General features: G+C 42.2%; 19 protein-coding genes and 1 riboswitch. Of the genes, 9 read left to right on the top strand and 10 right to left on the bottom strand.

All coding sequences use genetic code 11. The annotated features are described in order from the left end of the window. Positions 1-56 precede the first annotated feature (56 nt). Positions 57-1,676, top strand: coding sequence for an MDR family MFS transporter (locus tag ACJROX_RS05310; RefSeq protein WP_408009720.1), 1,620 nt, complete (start codon positions 57-59; stop codon positions 1,674-1,676). Between the two features lie 505 nt (positions 1,677-2,181). Here the strand turns inward: ACJROX_RS05310 and ACJROX_RS05305 are convergent. Continuing rightward, positions 2,182-2,391, bottom strand: a complete 210-nt coding sequence (locus tag ACJROX_RS05305; RefSeq protein ID WP_408009719.1) for a hypothetical protein — start codon at positions 2,389-2,391, stop codon at positions 2,182-2,184. Positions 2,392-2,772: 381 nt separating this feature from the next. Here ACJROX_RS05305 and ACJROX_RS05300 point away from each other — a divergent pair, with 381 nt between their 5' ends. The 6 genes from ACJROX_RS05300 (at position 2,773) to modB (ending at position 9,199) form a co-directional block, all read left to right on the top strand. Continuing rightward, a complete protein-coding gene (locus ACJROX_RS05300) occupies positions 2,773-4,290 on the top strand; it encodes a BCCT family transporter (protein ID WP_408011582.1) in 1,518 nt (505 codons plus the stop codon). A gap of 229 nt (positions 4,291-4,519) precedes the next feature. After that, positions 4,520-5,392: a phosphotransferase family protein gene (locus ACJROX_RS05295; RefSeq protein ID WP_408009718.1), complete on the top strand. Its 873-nt coding sequence runs from the start codon at positions 4,520-4,522 to the stop codon at positions 5,390-5,392. A 136-nt stretch (positions 5,393-5,528) separates the two neighbouring features. Beyond that, a complete protein-coding gene (locus tag ACJROX_RS05290; protein ID WP_408009717.1) occupies positions 5,529-5,795 on the top strand; it encodes a small, acid-soluble spore protein, alpha/beta type in 267 nt (88 codons plus the stop codon). Positions 5,796-5,953: 158 nt separating this feature from the next. Beyond that, complete coding sequence (locus tag ACJROX_RS05285; RefSeq protein WP_408009715.1) at positions 5,954-7,486, top strand: carboxypeptidase M32; 1,533 nt, start codon at positions 5,954-5,956, stop codon at positions 7,484-7,486. A 239-nt stretch (positions 7,487-7,725) separates the two neighbouring features. Further along, a complete protein-coding gene (gene modA, locus ACJROX_RS05280) occupies positions 7,726-8,520 on the top strand; it encodes a molybdate ABC transporter substrate-binding protein (protein WP_408011581.1) in 795 nt (264 codons plus the stop codon). A 10-nt stretch (positions 8,521-8,530) separates the two neighbouring features. Further along, positions 8,531-9,199, top strand: a complete 669-nt coding sequence (gene modB / locus ACJROX_RS05275; protein ID WP_408009714.1) for a molybdate ABC transporter permease subunit — start codon at positions 8,531-8,533, stop codon at positions 9,197-9,199. Positions 9,200-9,284: 85 nt separating this feature from the next. Here modB and ACJROX_RS05270 read toward each other — a convergent pair whose 3' ends face one another. The 9 genes from ACJROX_RS05270 to ACJROX_RS05230 all read right to left on the bottom strand — a co-directional run bounded on the left by ACJROX_RS05270 (position 9,285) and on the right by ACJROX_RS05230 (position 17,185). After that, positions 9,285-10,580, bottom strand: a complete 1,296-nt coding sequence (locus ACJROX_RS05270) for a purine/pyrimidine permease (protein WP_408009713.1) — start codon at positions 10,578-10,580, stop codon at positions 9,285-9,287. After that, positions 10,581-11,372, bottom strand: coding sequence for a putative hydro-lyase (locus ACJROX_RS05265; RefSeq protein ID WP_408009712.1), 792 nt, complete (start codon positions 11,370-11,372; stop codon positions 10,581-10,583). Positions 11,373-11,391: 19 nt separating this feature from the next. Then, positions 11,392-12,579 carry an NRAMP family divalent metal transporter gene (locus ACJROX_RS05260; protein WP_408009711.1) on the bottom strand — a complete coding sequence of 396 codons (1,188 nt, stop codon included), beginning with the start codon at positions 12,577-12,579 and terminating at the stop codon, positions 11,392-11,394. A gap of 10 nt (positions 12,580-12,589) precedes the next feature. After that, positions 12,590-13,360 (bottom strand): LamB/YcsF family protein, encoded by a 771-nt coding sequence (locus tag ACJROX_RS05255; RefSeq protein WP_408009710.1) that lies wholly within the window; start codon positions 13,358-13,360, stop codon positions 12,590-12,592. Beyond that, positions 13,357-14,367 carry a biotin-dependent carboxyltransferase family protein gene (locus ACJROX_RS05250; RefSeq protein ID WP_408009709.1) on the bottom strand — a complete coding sequence of 337 codons (1,011 nt, stop codon included), beginning with the start codon at positions 14,365-14,367 and terminating at the stop codon, positions 13,357-13,359. Before ACJROX_RS05250 ends, ACJROX_RS05255 begins: the two co-directional genes overlap by 4 nt. Beyond that, positions 14,364-15,092 carry a 5-oxoprolinase subunit PxpB gene (gene pxpB / locus ACJROX_RS05245; RefSeq protein WP_408009708.1) on the bottom strand — a complete coding sequence of 243 codons (729 nt, stop codon included), beginning with the start codon at positions 15,090-15,092 and terminating at the stop codon, positions 14,364-14,366. The genes ACJROX_RS05250 and pxpB overlap by 4 nt, the downstream gene beginning before the upstream one ends. A gap of 18 nt (positions 15,093-15,110) precedes the next feature. Further along, positions 15,111-15,869 (bottom strand): IclR family transcriptional regulator, encoded by a 759-nt coding sequence (locus ACJROX_RS05240; protein ID WP_408009707.1) that lies wholly within the window; start codon positions 15,867-15,869, stop codon positions 15,111-15,113. A 274-nt stretch (positions 15,870-16,143) separates the two neighbouring features. Then, positions 16,144-16,461 (bottom strand): quaternary ammonium compound efflux SMR transporter SugE, encoded by a 318-nt coding sequence (gene sugE / locus ACJROX_RS05235; RefSeq protein WP_408009706.1) that lies wholly within the window; start codon positions 16,459-16,461, stop codon positions 16,144-16,146. 51 nt (positions 16,462-16,512) lie between these two features. Next, positions 16,513-16,607: riboswitch (guanidine-I (ykkC/yxkD leader) on the bottom strand. Positions 16,608-16,699: 92 nt separating this feature from the next. After that, positions 16,700-17,185, bottom strand: coding sequence for a DinB family protein (locus ACJROX_RS05230; RefSeq protein WP_408009705.1), 486 nt, complete (start codon positions 17,183-17,185; stop codon positions 16,700-16,702). Between the two features lie 279 nt (positions 17,186-17,464). Here ACJROX_RS05230 and ACJROX_RS05225 point away from each other — a divergent pair, with 279 nt between their 5' ends. Together ACJROX_RS05225 and ACJROX_RS05220 are read left to right on the top strand one after the other, a co-directional pair. Then, the gene (locus ACJROX_RS05225; RefSeq protein WP_408009704.1) at positions 17,465-18,394 is read left to right on the top strand and encodes a metal ABC transporter solute-binding protein, Zn/Mn family; all 930 of its coding nucleotides are present in this window, start codon (positions 17,465-17,467) and stop codon (positions 18,392-18,394) included. Positions 18,395-18,418: 24 nt separating this feature from the next. Next, entirely contained in the window at positions 18,419-19,423 is a 1,005-nt protein-coding gene (locus ACJROX_RS05220; RefSeq protein ID WP_408009703.1) for a permease, read from the top strand. Positions 19,424-19,428 lie beyond the last annotated feature (5 nt).

The following is a 19,428-nucleotide window of genomic DNA, read 5'->3' as shown; positions in this document are numbered from 1 at the left end:
TTTTTTACTTAACTTAATGAATATTTCAGTATACGAAATGAACAGGAGTGGGAAAAATGGAACATTTAGATCATAAATCAAAAATTACCATCATGATCGCGATCATGTCAGCTATGTTATTTGCTGCATTAAACCAAACTATCGTCGGTACAGCTCTTCCTAAAATCATCGCGGATCTCGGCGGTATGGAATATTTCAGTTGGGTGTTTACAGTGTTTATGCTGGCCTCAAGTGTCACTGCCATTTTAGTAGGGAAGCTTTCAGACATTTATGGAAGAAAACCATTCATCTTAATAGGAATAAGTGTTTTCATGATCGGTACATTCCTTTGTGGAACATCTAATACGATCATCCATCTAATTGTATACCGCGCATTGCAAGGCCTTGGCGCAGGGATGATCATGTCGACAGCTTTCACAGCAGTCGGGGATCTCTTTTCTCCTCGTGAACGTGGCCGTTGGCAAGGGATCATGGGCAGTGTTTTCGGTCTCGCAAGTGTATTCGGGCCGACACTCGGGGGATATATCGTCGATAACTTTGATTGGCATTGGATTTTCTGGGTTTTTCTCCCGATTGGAATCATCGCATTCATTCTAATTTGGAAATTGTTCCCGAGTTCTGAGCATAATCCGTCAGAGAAAGTGGATTATCTTGGATCGATCTTTTTGACATTGACGATTATGCCGCTATTATTGGCATTTTCTTGGGCGGGAGAAACATATGCCTGGGTGTCGCCTCAAATTATTGGATTGTTTACAGCAACTCTCATATCGCTGATCATCTTCATCCAAATTGAAAGAAAGGCAACAAGTCCAGTCCTTCCGTTACACTTGTTCAAAAACAGTATTTTTTCCTTGTCGAATGTAATCGGGTTTATTTTAGGAATGGGCATGTTCGGTGCCATCATGTATACACCTTTCTTCATCCAAGGTGTAATGGGAATATCAGCAACCCAATCCGGTTTCATCATGATGCCGATGACACTCTCGATGGTTGCAGCATCCACAATTGGGGGACAGTTTATTACAAAGACTGGAAAATATAAGAAAATTGCGATTTTCGGACTATTGATCATGAGTCTGGGGATGCTTTCTTTAGCACAGATGGATGAAAGCACTTCAAACTGGATCGCAGTCGTAAACATGATCATCGTCGGTCTGGGGCTGGGGCTCAGTTTCCCGGTATTCACCTTGACGATACAGAACGCAGTATCCCATAAGTTCCTTGGTGTGGCGACTTCATCGGCTCAATTGTTCAGACAAATCGGCGGTACGATAGGGGTATCGATCATGGGTACGATCATGTCGCTCAGTATGAAGAAGGAAATGACAGAAGCCGCAGGGGGGAACGCAAGTCAAGCTTTCGCTCAAAACCCCGAGGCTGCAGCAAAATTCGAACAGCTGCAAGATCCTCAAGTACTGATGGATCCGGAGGCATTGGAGCAAATGAGGTCTACCATGCCTGAGAATTTCCTAGGGCTGTTCGATCAACTCATCTCCATCCTACGAACAGCACTCAGCCATTCGTTAAGCGCAGTGTTCTTGACAGGTTGCTTGGTTATCGCGTCTGCTGTGATTCTGACCTTGTTTTTAAGGGAAATTCCATTAAGGAACAGTAACGCTGAAACCCTTGATGACAAAGAAGAAGCGATTGAGCTGGAGGAACGATCTGTTTAACCCTGTTTAATACTGTAATCCCTAGTTTCACAAATTCGACAAAAAATGAGCCCCCATCAATAAAGATGGGGGGAAGAATAATATGAGTGAGTGGGACGGACCACTCGTAAAAAAGGAAATTAAAAGCTGCATGGCTAAGCTCAGTTGGAGAGGACCTCCCCTAAATCTTGGAACGCTTGGAACAACCGACCGATGAAAAAGCTGTTCTCTTCCCTCTCCACTAGGCTAGTGCACAATCTTATGAAGGGTGATGTTTCACCCTTCTTTGTTTTTGAAGATATTTACATTTTCAATCGTTCAGTCTATAATTTGCATTAAGTCATATATAATTTCAATGGAGGTCATCGTATGTATAAATTTTTCAAGCAATTCGGAGCTGTGACATGGGCCTCTATCGTGTTTTTAGGTACACTCATTACCTTCGGGATCAACCGGAAACTGAGGAAAAAAGATAAGATCTAAAAAAGACTTCATGGTTGGACCATTGAAGTCTTTATCTTCTTAACTAATGTCTTACAGGTTTTGTCCTGTCAATTTTTATCGATGAACCGAGAATTTCTGCTGATTTGATTTCTTTCACTTTCTTTGCGCGTTTATCAACTAATTCTTGCAATTCCCCTGCTGATACTTCTTCTGGTATATCAAGCAATTCTACATAAAATTCCTTATTGCCCTCCACCATGAAGTCAATCGTGATCTTTGCGGTCAATTCCAAGCCAATCACCCTTTCACCGTAATAATTATGTTTTCACCCAGGTATGTATCTCTGTTCCTTCCTTTCAAAAGGAGTATCTTAATATATTGTACGGACGAATGGTAAAAATGTTTCATTATAGAAAATTTTTCATAAATGCATAATATTTTAAATCCATTGTACGCTTTTTTGACCGTGATGACCATAATGAGTTTTGTCCAGCCGAAAATTGTCTGTCTCTTTATGTTGGTTATTCCTCTATTTTACAATTCTAATGTAATACTGATGATTTTATACCTTTATCTTAATTTTAAGTTAATAAACTTGCTGAGTGGGTATAGTTAAATTATATGCACTAATAGTCACAGCAATTGGATAAAGGAGGAAAGCAAATTGGAAAATCTGAAAGGAAAGGCTCCCCACAGGAATGTGGTGTTTTGGGTCTCATCCATAATCGTTTTCTTGTTTGTCATATGGGGAGCAGTTTCTCCTAAAAGCTTAGGGGACAATGCAGGTAGAGTATTTGATTTCACAACATACGCCTTTGGCTGGTTTTATCTTATCGCGGTCTTTTTCTTTACAATCTTTTGTTTAGTATTGGCAATCAGCCGATACGGAAAAATACGTTTAGGTGGAGATGAATCCAGGCCGGAATATCCTTTTTTCACTTGGATTGGAATGCTCTTCAGTGCTGGGTTCGGGGTCGGACTCGTATTCTGGGGCGTTGCAGAGCCGATGAGCCACTTTTTCGAACCACCTATGGGCATAGAAGGGCAATCGGAACAGGCAGCAAGAGTATCGATGCGGTATTCCTTTTTCCATTGGGGAATCCATCAATGGTCTGTGTTTACGGTCGTGGGTCTTGCGTTAGGTTTCTTTCAGTATCGTAAACAAGAAAAAGGACTGATCAGCACAACGTTCAATCCTTTGATCGGCAAGACAGGAAAAACCACCCTCAGAAAAACAGTCGATATCCTCGCCGTCATAGCGACGATTACTGGGGTCGCTACCTCACTAGGGTTCGGGATTTTACAAATCAATGGTGGTCTGAAAACCGTATATGGTTTACCGAATAATGGTATGATGCAATTGATCATCACTGCTATTTTACTTGTCCTTTACCTTACTTCAGCGATGACTGGTTTAGATAAAGGAATCAAATGGCTCAGTAACCTGAACTTGGGACTGGCTTTATTCTTGATGATTGCTATGCTGATCATCGGACCTACCGTATTCATATTAAACAGTATGACACTTGGTATTGGTGACTATTTATCCAAATTCCTAGAGATGAGCTTCCGATTGACCCCTTATACAGGCGGAACCTGGGTGAGGGATTGGACGGTTTTCTATTGGGCATGGGTTATCGCATGGTCACCATTCGTCGGCGCATTCGTGGCGCGTGTTTCACGCGGACGAACGATTAGAGAATTTGTGTTCGGCGTGTTGATCATCCCTCCTTTTCTTGCAATCGTTTGGATTGCAATCTTTGGAGGAACTGCATTACACCTTGACCTTTTACAAGGGACAGATATCGCTGGACTCGTTAATGAAGATGTTACAACGGCCTTATTCGTCACTTATGAACAACTTCCGTTTTCATTCTTGTTCTCGCTGCTTTCCATTCTGTTGATCTTTACATTCCTGATCACATCAGCAGACTCGGCGACATTCGTCCTTGGTATCATGACGACAGATGGAGATTTGAACCCTGGTAGATTCGTAAAATTCATCTGGGGTGTACTCATGGCGGCGATTGCAATAGTCCTTATCCTCAGTAGTGGGCTGCAAGGACTGCAGACCGCTTCGTTAATAGCAGCCTTGCCATTCACCATCATATTGATCGTCATGTGCATTTCGATAATTAAAGTCGTCCGGAAAGAACCAAATTTACGGCACAAGAAAAGAAGCATAAAATAATTGTTACTATTTCTTAAACAATAAAGAAAACTTGGCAAAACCAAGCCATAGGCGTAGGCTGAGTCATAGTTCCTCGAAAAAGCAATTGTTTTTCCTTCGTGTGGTGTATTGCTTCCGAAGCCTTCAGCTTGTGCACTTATACTGAAGAAAGTATTTTATACTTTCTTAAAGTGTGAAATAAAGGAATTAATCCCTCCTGGTCGAATCATGAATTAGGGAGGGATTTTTCATGTACTTGGAACAATATTTGAAATGTATCACATCTTTTTATCCTTCACTACAAATTAGTACGATTCATTGGAACCATTTTGGAGAAAACAACGACATCCTTTTTTTAAATGACCAGTGGGTGTTCCGGTTCCCTAAACATGATGAAGCGTTGAAATCACTGCAAACGGAATGTGCCCAACTAACTTATGTCAGACCTTACATCACCCTTCCCACTCCTGAACCAATTTTCGTAAATACCGATACCAACATATTGGGCCAAGCCTTTTTCGGATACCCGTTAATCCCGGGAGCACCGCTTTATGCAGAAACCGTGAACGATTCACCCTCTTCTGTACAGGAACGGTTCGCCCAAAATTTAGCTCAATTCCTGTGTGAACTTCATGCCATTCCGACTGAAGACGCCCCTGGTATGGTGATTTCAAATGATACAGCCTATAACTATTGGGTCAAATTGTATGAGAAAATCAAACAATCCTTATTTTCTTACATCAGGCTTGAAAAACAGCAGTTGATCACCAGGCATTTTGAGTTATTTTTAAACGATCGCTCTAACTTTGAGTTCATACCTGCAATCATCCATGGAGATTTTGGGATTTCAAATATCCTATATAATGATGAAGAAAAGCAAATAAGCGGTATTGTCGATTTCGGCAGCAGCCACGTAGGCGATCCTGCGATTGATATAGCTGGATTGTTCAAGCAATATGGCCTCCAGTTTGTCGATATAATGGCCAACTATTATCCAGACTTGGAAAATTTACTTCCGAGGGCAAAGTTCTATGCAGGAACGTTCGGTCTCCAAGAAGCATTATATGGCTATCAACACCATAACCAAGAATCACTTGAGAATGGTTTGAAGGAATACGTATAGTAGAGGAAAGCGTCACTAATTTGTTTCTTAACTGCGCATACTAAAAGCAAGAAACTGTCTGAAGCTTATTAAGCCAGTTGCACGATATTGAAGAAAGCATTTGTGCTTTTTTCCGGCAGAAAAGGAGGCGAATTTAGTGGCGAGAAATCGAAAGCCCCTTGTTCCTGAAGCAAGGCAGGAACTCGATCAGCTTAAAGTCGAAGTCATGAAAAAGAAGGGCTATCAGGTTGAAGAACCAGATCAGACCAAGTTTGAAGTCGCAAAAGGACTCGGTATCCCTTTAAAAGAAAAAGGCAATCAAAACCTAAGTTCTCATGATGCCGGCCGGATAGGCGGCCAGATCGGCGGAAGCATGGTCCATGAATTGATCAAACGGGCAAAAGATCAATTGAATAAACAGTAATTGGTAAGAGGCTGACCTGGATGTCAGGCTCTTTTTATGTTAGTAAATTAACTTTTAGTGGGATTTTGAAAAAACTGTTTCGCACCTCGAAGGACTTCAGCCTTTAAGAAAGAATATCAATAGTAGGTAAATTTATTTTTATATTAGGAGGTTTTTGGATGGCGCAACAAGTTTTGGACGAAACATTACAACAAGCGATCAAGCAATTTACGGAACTCGATCAAAAGATTTGTCATTTCAATAATATTTTAGGGCTCCTTGGTTGGGATGCACGTACATATGCTCCAAAGAAAGGGAGACCGATTTTTGCAAAAGCGAAAGGGACACTCTCCACTGAGACCTTTAAACTTTCCGTCTCAAAAGAAATGGGAGAATGCTTAGAAACTCTTTCAAAACCAGATGTTTTTGATCAACTTGACCCTGAAACAAAAGCTTGTGTGAGAGAGCGTAAAAAGGACTATGATAAGTCAAAACAGATCCCTTCTAAAATATATAATAAGTATGTGGTTCTTGCATCGAATGCAAATGATGCTTGGGAAGAAGCCCGTGCTAATGATGATTTTTCACACTTCCAGCCCTATTTAGAAAAAATGATTGAAATGAAACGACGATTTGCAGAGTATTTCGGTTATGAAAAACATCCATATGATGCATTACTCGATGAATTCGAACCTGGATTGACCGTTGAGAAGCTTGATCCACTTTTTTCTGATTTACGCCAAAAGAGCATTGACTTGTTGAACCGCATTCAGCAGTCGTCACGAAAACCTCGTACAGATCTTTTCAATCAAAATTATGATGTAGAAAAGCAAAAAGAATTCGCGCAATTCATCATTGGTAAACTTGGATACGATTTAGAAGCTGGACGTTTGGATGAAACGACTCACCCATTTGCAATGGGAATCAATACTGGAGATGTACGGATCACGACTCGTTACGAACCTGAAAACCCTCGTATGGCAGTGTTCGGAACCATCCATGAAACAGGCCATGCCCTATACGAGCAAGGCGTGAACCCTGAGTATGAAGGTCGTGTCATCCGTCGCGGAGCATCCTTTGGAATCCACGAATCACAATCCCGTTTCTTAGAAAATTTCGTAGGCCGTACGAAAGAGTTTTGGACCTATTTTTATGATGATATCAAGACGTACTTCCCTCACCAGTTGAGCGGTGTGTCATTAGATGAATTTTATCGAGCTGTGAACAGTGTGGAACCATCCCTGATAAGGGTTGAAGCCGATGAATTGACTTACAACTTGCACATCATGCTCCGCTATGAAATCGAAAAAGGCCTGATATCTGGAGAGATCGAAGTGAAGGATCTACCGAAGATTTGGAATGAGAAGATGGTCGATTATTTAGGTGTGACCCCTCCTTCAAATCGTTTAGGCGTACTACAAGATGTCCATTGGTCCCACGGCGGTGTCGGATACTTCCCTTCCTATTCACTTGGAAATTTGTATGGAGCACAAATATTGAATACTGTATTAAAGGACATGCCTGATTTCTACGAGTTGATTCAAAAAGGGGAATTCATGAAGATCCGTGAATGGCTCAAAGAGAATGTACATCAATACGGAAAGCTCTATACACCAGCTGAATTAATCAAGAAGGTAACTGGTGAAGAACTTGATGCCAAATATCTCGTCGACTATCTAGAACAGAAGTTCACCAAACTATACGATTTATAGAAGTAGGATCTACAGCGACTCAAAAGGGCATTAACCCCCTTCTGGGTCGTTTTTTGCGGTGCCAGGCACCATTTTATCCCCCCCTCTGCCCCAACGAATCTGAGATGGTGCCTGGCACCGATTTGAACCCCTTCTCTCCCAACGCTTCTTGTATGGTGGCTGGTACACTTTTTCTCAATATCCTTTAGAGGCAGTGCTGTCTCATTTTTGATATAGTAGACGGAGAGTATACTGTGTTAATGGATGTGACGGGTGTGAGGTATGACAAACTTCTAGTGACTACTCTAATAATGGTGCTGCTTAATGGCTGCCAAAATGGTTTAAATCAAGAAAATGATAAGGTGGAGCTGCATGTACTAACCGCTGCGAGCTTGACCGATGCTTTAAAACAAATTGAAAAGGATTTTGAAGAGGCTCATCCTGAAATTGAAGTGATCCTGAATTTTGCTTCTTCTGGCACATTGCAACGTCAAATTGAACAGGGCGCTCCAGCGGATATATTCATTTCTGCTTCTGAAAAGGAATTCAACCGATTGAATAAGAAAGATCTGCTCCATGCTGATTACACAAAAAATATTTTATCTAATCAAATGGTATTAGTTACGAATAAGGCTAACAAATCGAATATACAAAATCCTGAGGATCTGAAAAAGGATCAGGTCAAACGAATATCAATTGGCACTCCAGTATCCGTCCCTGCAGGAAAATACGCAAAAGAAACATTAGAGAGCATGGAACTTTGGGAACGGGTTGAAGACAAGATCGTCTATGCTAAAGATGTTCGACAAGTCCTCTCCTATATTGAAACTGGAAATGTAGATGTCGGTTTTGTTTATGCATCGGATGCAAAGACTTCTTCTAAAGTCACGATCCATAACTCCATTGATAGCGACTTACATTCTCCGATCATTTATCCTGCTGGCGTGCTTAAGAACACTCAACACCCAGATGAAGCGAAAATGTTTTATGAATATCTTCAACATCAGCAATCTAAAGACACATTCAAAGAATTCGGCTTCAAGCCTATAGATTGAGGTTATTTTTATGGTCCAATCATTTTGGTCTCCAATTTATCTATCCATTACAATCGCTTTAACAGCTGGAATTATTGTAACTCTTCTAGGAATTCTTATCGGTCGTTTGATGGCAAGAAAATCGTTCACTGGAAAAACGATGATCGAAACATTCCTTATGCTGCCACTCGTTTTACCGCCGACAGTTGTCGGTTTTTTACTTATCATAATTTTTGGACTCAACAGCCCCATTGGCCAATTGATTACACAATTATTTGGCCACTCATTGATTTTCACATGGTGGGCTGCCGTCATCGCTGCAGTAGTCGTCTCGTTTCCACTCATATATCAGTCTGCTAAAACCGGATTCGAATCAGTCGATCCCGAGATAGAAGATGCTGCAAAAATGGATGGGGCTGGAAAACTGCAAGTTTTTTTAAAAGTGACGATGCCTCTAGCGATCCAAGCACTCATTACAGGCGGTGTGTTGAGCTTCACCCGTGCCCTCGGAGAATTCGGTGCCACCTTGATGTTTGCCGGTAACGTCCCTGGCAAAACCCAAACGGTGCCAACCGCCATATATCTCGCGATGGACTCAGGAAATATGAAGTTGGCCTGGTTGTGGGTTGGCTCAATCATTGTACTATCTTATATCATGCTATTTGCCATTTACCGTCTTCCACAGAAAACGCGTGCCTGACACACAAAAAGAACCCTTGCAGCATAAGGGTTCGGAATCGGTGCCTGGCACCAAATTGAACTTCTTCTCCCGCAAGGGTTCTGGATTAGTGCCTGGCACCGTCTTTGGCACTGTTTTTGTTTTTCTTTTTTATTCCTTGTTCGAGGAAAATACAGATGAGGACGCCGACGATCAACCCGTTATTCATTATCGAAGCTAATGCTGGATGGACTCCTGCAAGTGATGCTGGTGTCAGGAACATTACTCCTATACCGATCATGAGGGATAGACTGATGATGAACAGGCTTTGTTGATCCCTGTTCGTCTTCATATAAGCCTGCAATCCGATGACCACCATATTCGAAAAGACGAGCAGCATACTGGCGTATCCGACTGGAACAGGGATTGACGCAAAGAACATCGTAATGCCAGGAAAAAAGCTCAATCCCAACAAAATCAGACTTCCTAATACAAAGGGAAAACGATCGTTCATCCTCGTCGATAAAATAAATCCTGCTGTATAAGAAAGCGGGACCATCCCAATTGCTGAAAACACACCAGAGAGAAGTTGACTGATCCCCATCACAACCCCAGATTGATTGTAGCGAGAATCAGAAGAATCTCCCAATACTTCTCCAACGACATCAATGCTTGCAACAAAATTGATTAACAGGAGAAGTGTGACGACTGCAGAAGTAATCATTATACCGAGATCAAATACAGGTGTGCCCCAAACGAAAACCTCAGGGAACGAAAACCAGCTTTCCGCTTGGAACGGAATCTTCTTCTCTAGCCCGAACATAATGAACAACAGCCAGCCAACTGCTATTCCGAACAACACCGAATAGCTCTTCAAATAAAACCAACGGCTTGTAGCAAACAGAATCGTCACAAGTGCTGTCAATATTCCAAGCATAGCCACAGTCCCGTGCACTTCCTCTGAAAAGTAACCTACTCCTAGTATTCCTTTCATGAACGGTCCGCTGATCTGTGCGACTAATAAAATAAAATAGGTTCCGGTAACAATTGGCGTAAAAATACGTTTTACATGATGGATTACCCGGAACACACTAAGTAAAATGAACAGGATCCCACTGAACAGCATGCCCATTTCAATGCTGCGCAAAATTTCAAAACGGTCTGAGGACATCGCAGAGCCGAGCCCAGCGAACAACAGGAAAACTCCCCACCATAAAACTGCCGGCCCTTCAACGATCGGCTTTTTATAACCGAACCATGCTTGTAAAAGAGAAATGATCCCGATCACAAAAAAAGTTCTTTGTACAAAGCTAGAGATCTCCAAAACAGACATGCCAAAAGCAGCGCCGATTGTCAATGGAGCTACGACACTACCGGCAAGAATGAAGATGAACCATTGTAAAGAAGCTAACGATACCCTCACTTATAGGACCTCAAATTCCTCATCTGTCCAGTTTGTAATAAACATGTGCCCCGGAGAATGGGTGATCATCAAATCAGGTTTCATGTTCATCGCAATATTCTGAGGGGTGACCCCACAAGCCCAAAAGACCGGCACTTCTCCCTCTTTTATCGTTACTGGATCTCCGAAGTGAGGCTGCGTTATATCCTTGATCCCGATCTGCTCCGGGTGGCCGATATGGACAGGTGCTCCATGGACCGCTGGAAACCTTGATGTAATCTGGACGGCGTCAGCTACTTCACTGGATGGAATCGGTCTCATACTGACCACCATGTTCCCTTCAAATGGGCCTGCTTTCACACACCTCATATTCGTTTTGTACATCGGTACATTGCATTCTTCTTCAATTTGACGGACAGGGATATTCTTTTTCAACAGTGCACTTTCGAATGTAAAACTGCAGCCTAAAAGGAAGCCAACCAGATTCTCATCCCATAAAGAGGTGATATCCGTCACCTCTTTTGTTAGAACGCCCTTTTCATACACGTTGTACTTCGGTAAATCAACTCGTAAATCTGAATCCGGCGCTGCCATTCGCGGCACTGGAGAACCTATGTCCGTTACATCAAGGACCGGACATGGCTTTGGATTCCGTTGACAAAACAATAAAAAATCAAAGGCCAACTCTTTTCTTAAGACGACCAGATTCGCTTGAGTATACCCACTAGCCATGCCAGACGTCGGTTTGATCCACTCATTCGAGCGACATAACCCCCTAGCCTCGGATGGACTTAAATCACTATATCCCTTCAACACTAACCCCTCCTCAAGATTACTGGAACAATTTCGGAAGTTGGTCGATCATCGTGATGAAACCCATATAAGACATGGTAATCACAATGAGGCCGCCGAAAATCGTAAGCCATAACGGATGTTTATAATTACCGACGATTTTCCGATTATATGCCGCAATCAGCATCACACCAAGAGAAATCGGAAGAATCAATCCATTCAATGCTCCTGCAAGAATCAATACATTGACCGGCTTCCCGATCGATACGAAAACAAGTGTGGATACCGAAATGAATCCGACAATCAACCACTTATGATATTTTTCCAGTTTAGGATTGAACGTACGTATGAATGAGACCGATGTATAAGCAGCACCGATTACCGAGGTGATGGCAGCCGCCCACATGATCACTCCGAATATTTTATATCCAACATTGCCTGCGGCCAATTGGAATACAGAAGCTGGAGGGTTTGAAGGATCCAAGGACAACCCTTGTGCCACGACACCTAATGTAGCTAAGAACAGGAAAATCCGCATGATTGATGCGATCCCGATCGCTGAAACTGAACTTTTTGTCACTTCCGACAGGTTGTCCACGCCTTTTACACCAGCATCAAGCAGTCTGTGACCCCCTGAAAATGTAATATATCCTCCGACAGTACCACCGACCAGAGTAACAATTGCAATAAAATCGATTGTATCCGGTACAAATGTCTTCACTACTGCTTCGCCAACTGGTGGGGAAGCTGAGAACATCACATAAACGGTGAGGGCGATCATGAGGAATCCTAATACCTGTGTGAATCGGTCCATAACCTTATTCGCTTCACGTAAAAGGAATATTCCGACTGCTATGATTCCACTGAACAGTGCTCCTATTTCAGGTGACACACCCAGAAGTACGTTGGAGCCTAACCCAGCACCAGCAATGTTCCCGATATTGAAAGCTAGTCCTCCAATAACGATCAACAGTGCTACGAAATAACCGAGTCCTGGTAAAACCATATTCGCGATATCCTGTGTCCTTCTTTCCGACACAGCGATGATCCGCCAAATATTCAGTTGCGCTCCGATATCAATGATGATGGAAACTAGAATTACAAATCCGAAACTTGCTAATAATGCTTCGGTGAAAAAAGTCGTTTGTGTAAGAAATCCTGGTCCGATTGCTGACGTTGCCATAAGGAACGCCGCACCCAACAAAATACTCCTGTTCGACTGTTTCATGTTGTGCCTCCTATTTGTTGATCTTCCCAACCTTTTCGATTGTGATTCCTGCTTCTTTCAATCCTGTGCGGATGTTACGGGCGAAGGATAGGGCATTTACGCCATCTCCATGAATACAGATGGTGTCCGCTTCTATCGGTATATCGACCCCTTGCAGGCATTTCACTTTCCCTTCCTTCACCATCCTGACCACTTGCTGAAGGGATTTCTCCTCCTCTTCAATCAATGCATTAATAAGTGTCCGAGATGTAAGGGAACCATCCTCCTGGTAAGTCCGGTCTGAAAAAACCTCGTTTGCTGTACGAATTCCTGTTTTTTCACCCGCTTCGACCAACTCACTTCCAGATAACCCGAAAAGGATCAATTCAGGATCGACTTTATATACCGCTTCGGCAATGGCTTCTGCAAGATCAGAATTTTTCGCTGCCATATTATAGAGAGCCCCATGCGGCTTTACGTGCTGCATGACACCACCCTCAGATTTTACAAATCCATAAAGTGCCCCGATTTGGTAGATGACCATGTCATATGCTTCCTGAGGTGAGATGCGCATTTCACGTCTTCCGAACCCTACTAAATCAGGAAGGCCTGGGTGTGCACCGATCCCAACGTTTTTTTCCATCGCCAGTTTGACGGTCTTCCTCATGACAGAAGGATCGCCTGCATGAAAACCACAGGCGATATTTGCTGATGTCACGTAATCTAGAATATCTTCATCCGTTCCCTTCTTATAAGTCCCGAAGCTTTCTCCTAAATCGCAATTCAAATCTACTGTATTCATAGGTTTTTTCCTCCCTCTCTCAGCTTTAACGAAATACCCTGTTCAAGCTGCTGAAGATGCTTTTCCTGTTCAAGGTATAAAGCTTCAGCTTCTTTATGGGGTATAAGTTTGAATCGTATCATTGCTCCTGGCTTCAACTGAGCGACCTTTGAAAAATCAACCGAAGCAATTTGAGCGATTTTGGGATAACCACCCGTCGTTTGCCGGTCTGCCAACAGTACGATCAGATTTCCTTCCAAGGGTACCTGGATCGTTCCGAATGAAACAGCCTCTGAAATCATCTCTACTTGTTCTGAAAGCTCCAACCGCTCTCCTTTGAACCGGAAACCCATCCGATCGGATTGAGGGGTCAGTTGGAACTCTGTACTGGTGAATTTCTCCTGGCTTTCTTTCGTAAATTCGTTCCACTCCCGGCCTGGAATGACTCGGATGATACCATTCTGACTTGCTTCCGTGCTCCATTCTGCAGCCGAAAACCAATCGGATTCTACATACGGAAGCTCAGAATCAGAAAGCTGATGAAAAATATGGTTCGCTCTCTCTGAACGTTTTCCTATCTTAAAAGAGTCTCCAGAATCAAGCGCCCTTCCTTCAAAACCACCGATTTTTGCACGTAAATACGTGGAACGGCTGTCCATGACTTCCGGTACGTCAATACCGCCAGAAACAAATAGATAAGATCTGCATCCAGCCGTGCAGGCACCGAACTTCAACACACTGCCCGCTCTGACATAAATCGGACGCCACATTTTCACTGGTTCTTCGTTTATTTTCGGAGAGAAATTACCACCAGTAAGCGTAATCAAAACATCCTCTTCAAACTCGACTTCTGGTCCTTTCATCGTCATTTCCAAACATGCTTCGTCATTATTGTTGCCGACTAATAGATTCCCAATCCGATAAGCTAGTTGATCCATAACCCCGCTTACGATGACACCAAAGCGTTGATAACCATAACGACCAGCATCTTGGACGGTCGTCTGAAGTCCTGGTTTAACTATCTTCATCCTTGTTCCCCCTTCAATTTCTCGAATTCTGCTGATGAGATCGGATGAAAATGTATTTTATCCCCTGCCTGCAATAATGTCGGTGGATCCTGATCGATATCAAATAGCTTAAAAGGCGTTTGACCGATCAATTGCCAGCCGCCTGGCGTTTCAATCGGATAGATCCCTGTTTGAGAGCCTGCTATCCCCACTGAACCTGCAGGAATTTTTAAACGTGGAGATTCTTTCCGGGGTGCGGCAATTGTTTCAGACATACCTCCTAGATATGGGAAGCCTGGTGCGAAACCGATCATATACACTAAATATTCAGCTTCGGTATGGATTTTAATGACTTCTTCCGATGTCAGGTTGTTATGTTGTGCCACCCATTCTATATCGGGTCCGAGCTCTCCACCATAACAAACTGGTATATCAACCGTTCGTGCTTCGCTTTTGTTTTCCTTTCCAATCTTTTTCAATACTGATTCGATTTCATTACAAATCAACTTATAAGGGGATTCTGTATTTGGCTTGGTATTTCTTTTACAATCTTGGAGTATTTTCAGTGGATTATAAAACACGGTCACACTAGTAAACGTGGGTACGAATTCTATCATTCCCGGCAGTGGTTCTTCCTCTAGGAGAAGCGAAATATTTCGCACAAGAACATTCGTTTCCTCTGTGATTTTATCATCCAGATGTACGATGACCGCCGAATCTCCTAGCGGATGCAGTTCATATTTCAAAATAGCACCTCCATCTGATCAGCCTTCCCATCCGATCAATCTCGAGATTTCATAGGCTGCCTGTTTCACCCGCTCTGTCAAATTCACAAGTGTTTCAGGATTTCGAAAACGGTTTTCCGGACCTACAATACTAAGACCAGCAAAAATTTGATGATCATGAGCAAAAATCGGTGCCGCGATGGCAGAAGAATCGTCGTGTAATTCAGCATGGCTCACCGTATAACCTTTGGCTCTCGTCTCTTTCAACATTTCCTTCAACGTTACTTTGTCCGTAATCGTTCCAGAAGCAATCCTCTTGAGTTTTACCGAATCGATGTATTTTTCCCTCTCCTCCTCTGGCATAAACGCTAAAAGGACCCGAGGGCATGCACCTGCATATAAAGGTGCACTACGTCCGATTCTAGTAAAAACCCTCACAGGTTTATCCGTTTCTATTTTTTCAATGTAAATTGCCTCCTGGTTTTCCCTGACAATCAAATTGACGGCTTCACCAAGTTCATCCTTCAGCTTTCCCATAATCGGTAAAGCGGCCTTACGGATATCCAGCCGATCTTTGACAAGTTGCCCATATTGCAGGAAACCCAGTCCTAATTCATATTCCCCATGATGATTTTTCTTCAGGAACCCTGTTTCTTCAAGTGAAAGAGCCATACGATAGACAGTCGTTTTCGGCATCTCTGTCAGCTCGCTCATTTGCAGTAACGAGAGACTCTCTTTTGTTTTGAAAAGTGTCAGTAATTCCATTGCTTTTATAACTGTAGTATTCTTGTCTTTCATCTATACACCCCAACAACACCTGACATTCCGATATTCGGAATCATTGTTCCGAAAATTAACACTTTCATTAATTATAGGGTGAATAGTCGAAATCTTCAATGTTTATATTATCCAGAAAAAAGAGTGACCCGAAAGGCCTCAAACCTTAAGGGTCACTCCATTGGACAGTCGTTTTTGAGATAATTTCGTAGTTTTCGAGATAATTCCGGATTTGTAAAGATAATTCCTGTGTTGTTGGGATAATCATGTTTTTCTCTCGATTTTGGTTCTAATTTCAAGAGGATGTGAACTTTAACCCAATGATTCCGATTAAAATCATACCTAAAAAGAGGATTCTGGTAAAGTCCTTCGGTTCATTGAACAGTAATATCCCAAGTAAAGCCGTTCCGAGCGCACCGATACCTGTCCAGACTGCATAAGCAGTCCCGATCGGCAGCGCCTTGATCGCATTCGATAAAAAATAAAAGCTTATAATCATCCCGATGACTGTGATGATGGATGGAATCAAACGACTGAATCCTTCCGTATATTTCAAGCCGATCGCCCACACCACTTCAAAAATACCTGCAATAAAAAGATAGATCCACGCCATTGCTAATCACTCCTGCTAAAAATAAAAGCCCGGGAAAATATCTTAATGATATCCTCCCGGGCTTTTCTCCCTCCGTGTACACAAATCGTTTGTGCGGTTTCTCTCGGACCAGACCATTTTTATGCGGAACCCTAGAAACCAATGAATTTATGAAATTCCCTACATTATGCCAAACCGATCAATGCTTGTCAAACCTTTTTATCCTTTAAAACTCAACTAGCGATCAGCCTAAGTCTTCTTAATTCATCTCCTCTACTTCTGGGGCTTTATGCAGGAAATCTTCTATTTGGTGTTTATGGTGTCGGTCATGCTCACAGAAGGTGATCAGGCATTTTCTCAATGTTTCAGGGTGTTCCCGATTATAGAAGGGGGCGTCCAATTCTTCCTCTGAACGGGCATTGATGGCTTTGATCAACAGGTCTCTCGTTTCCAAAAATTCTTTGATGATCTCCTTCTTGGAAACACCGCTCCTTGCATATAACGAAGCCCCTTGGTTCATGACATGTACATCAATCGATCTTGGCAGCCTTGCTCCTGCTTTTATTTTTGGATACCTTTCCTTTAAAAAGTATCGATCCCAATAAGTAAGATGCGCAATAATTTCTGCAATCGACCATTTGCCAGGCTTGACCGGACTTAACCATTCCTCATTGCTCAGAGATTCAAGACTCTGTACCCACTGATTGAATCGCACATTTCTTTGGATGATCTCTGTTTTAGTCATAGTTCTCCTCCATCGTATTCTAGTTATATATCCTGTTCCCTAAAATCATATGAATTAATAGTCGAATTTATTTTTTAATATTTTTTTCGGATAATCGTAATAATTTCGGTTTCCAAATCGTAACCATTACGATATACTGTTGTTTGTATAAAAAGTTCCGGGGAGGTCATTACGATAAAAAAAATCATTACAGTATTATTTACTGTTCTTATATTAACTGCATGTGGTCAGAGTACTCAGACTTCAAGAGAAGGTTCCAGCGAGGAACAATTGAAGGTGATGACTACACTATATCCATTGAAGGATTTTACCGAACGAATTGGCGGGGAGCATGTCCAAGTAGAAAGTGTCTTACCTCCAGGTGTTGATGCGCATACATATGAACCGACACCAAAAATGATGATCAACCTAGCTAAAAGCGATATTTTTATCTATAATGGAGCTGGATTGGAAGGTTTTGCTGATTCAGCAGTCAAGACATTGAAAAATGATGACGTCAAAATCCTTGAAGCAACCAAAGGAATGGACCTTCAAGCTTTCACCCATGAAGAACACGACCATGAAAAATTGGACGAAGATGAAAGCCATGAGGATAAGGACGATTCGGACCATGGACATAGTGATTCAGAAGGTGAACATCCAGAAGGTGAAGAGCATTCAGAGGAAGTTGATCATGAACATGGGGATGTTGATCATCACGTCTGGCTCGATCCTGTATTGGCTGTCGATCTTGCAGAAAACATCAAGAAGCAACTTATTGAAGTAAAACCTGAAGCTAAAGAAGAATTCGAGAAAAACTTCGAAGAGTTGAAGACCGAGCTCATTGAGTTGGATCAATCATTCCAAAAAACCGTAGATCAAGCTGAGAAAAAAGAAATCCTTGTTTCTCATGCTGCATACGGTTATTGGCAAAGCCGTTATGGAATTGAACAACTAAGCGTTTCAGGGTTATCACCAACGAACGAGCCTACCCAAAAACAGATCAAGAAATTGATGGAAGAATCCAAGGCACACGAAATCCGCTACATCCTGTTTGAACAAAACGTGAATACGAAACCTGCACAAACGATCAAGAACCAATTAGATCTAGACATCCTTTACCTTCATAATCTTTCTGTCCTGACAGAAGAGGATATCGAAAATAAGGAAGATTACTTTTCGTTGATGAAAAGGAATATCAAGACGTTGGAGAAGGCTTTGAACAATTAAATCATAAAGTGATGTGACTGATTTATGTTTCAACAATCTACACGGGAAAATATCCTGATCTTTCTATTATTCTTTCTTTTTCTTTTCGGATTCCTTTTTATCGAAGAGATCAAGAGTTCAGCAGTCCCACTGAACATCCCAGGTAGTCTGATAGATTTGAATACGATTTTTTTAAGTATTGTTTTGGAAGCATTCCCATTCTTGTTATTGGGAGTATTCGTTTCGGCAATCATCCAATCGTTTGTATCCGAAGAGACGATCAAACGATTCACGCCGAAAAAGGGGTACATTGCTTTGTTACCGGCAACGGTGATGGCTGCACTGTTTCCTGTATGTGAGTGTGCCATCATCCCTGTTGTCAGAAGGTTGATCAAGAAGGGAATGCCTTTACATATTGGCGTCGTTTTCCTTGTTGCAGCCCCAATTTTAAACCCAGTTGTTTTCTTATCTACATTTTATGCGTTCAGATCGGATATGACTGTGGTATACGCGCGGATGGGGTTGGGATTCATTTTAGCAATCGTAATCGGTGCAATTATCTATACGATTTTTAAAAATAAAGATATGCTTAAAAAGGTCGAAACACATACACACATGCACTCCCATGATCATGACACTGAACCATCCAAATGGAAGATGACGATGTACCATATGTCTGACGAATTCTTTGATACGGGTAAATATCTATTATTTGGTGCTTTACTAGCTAGTTCGTTCCAGGCTTTTGTAAGCCGCGAGTTCATCGCTTCGATCGGAACAGAAGCGTGGTCTTCAAGCTTGATCATGATGGGTTTTGCATACCTTGTATCACTCTGTTCAGAAGCAGATGCTTTTGTAGCCGTCTCGTTCCAATCTACTTTCAGCACGGCTTCGATTGTCGCTTTCCTGGTATACGGGCCAATGCTCGATATCAAGAACACTTTGATGCTTCTCGCTTATTTTAAAAAGAAATTTGTGCTTACCCTTATGGCAGTCATTACTGTAACTGTGTTTATTGCAATCCTCTTGTTTCAACTATTATTCTTATAGGGGGT

Source organism: Pseudalkalibacillus sp. A8, assembly GCF_045920555.1.
Lineage (GTDB): Bacteria > Bacillota > Bacilli > Bacillales > Fictibacillaceae > Pseudalkalibacillus.
This window is presented reverse-complemented; position numbering and strand designations above follow the sequence as displayed.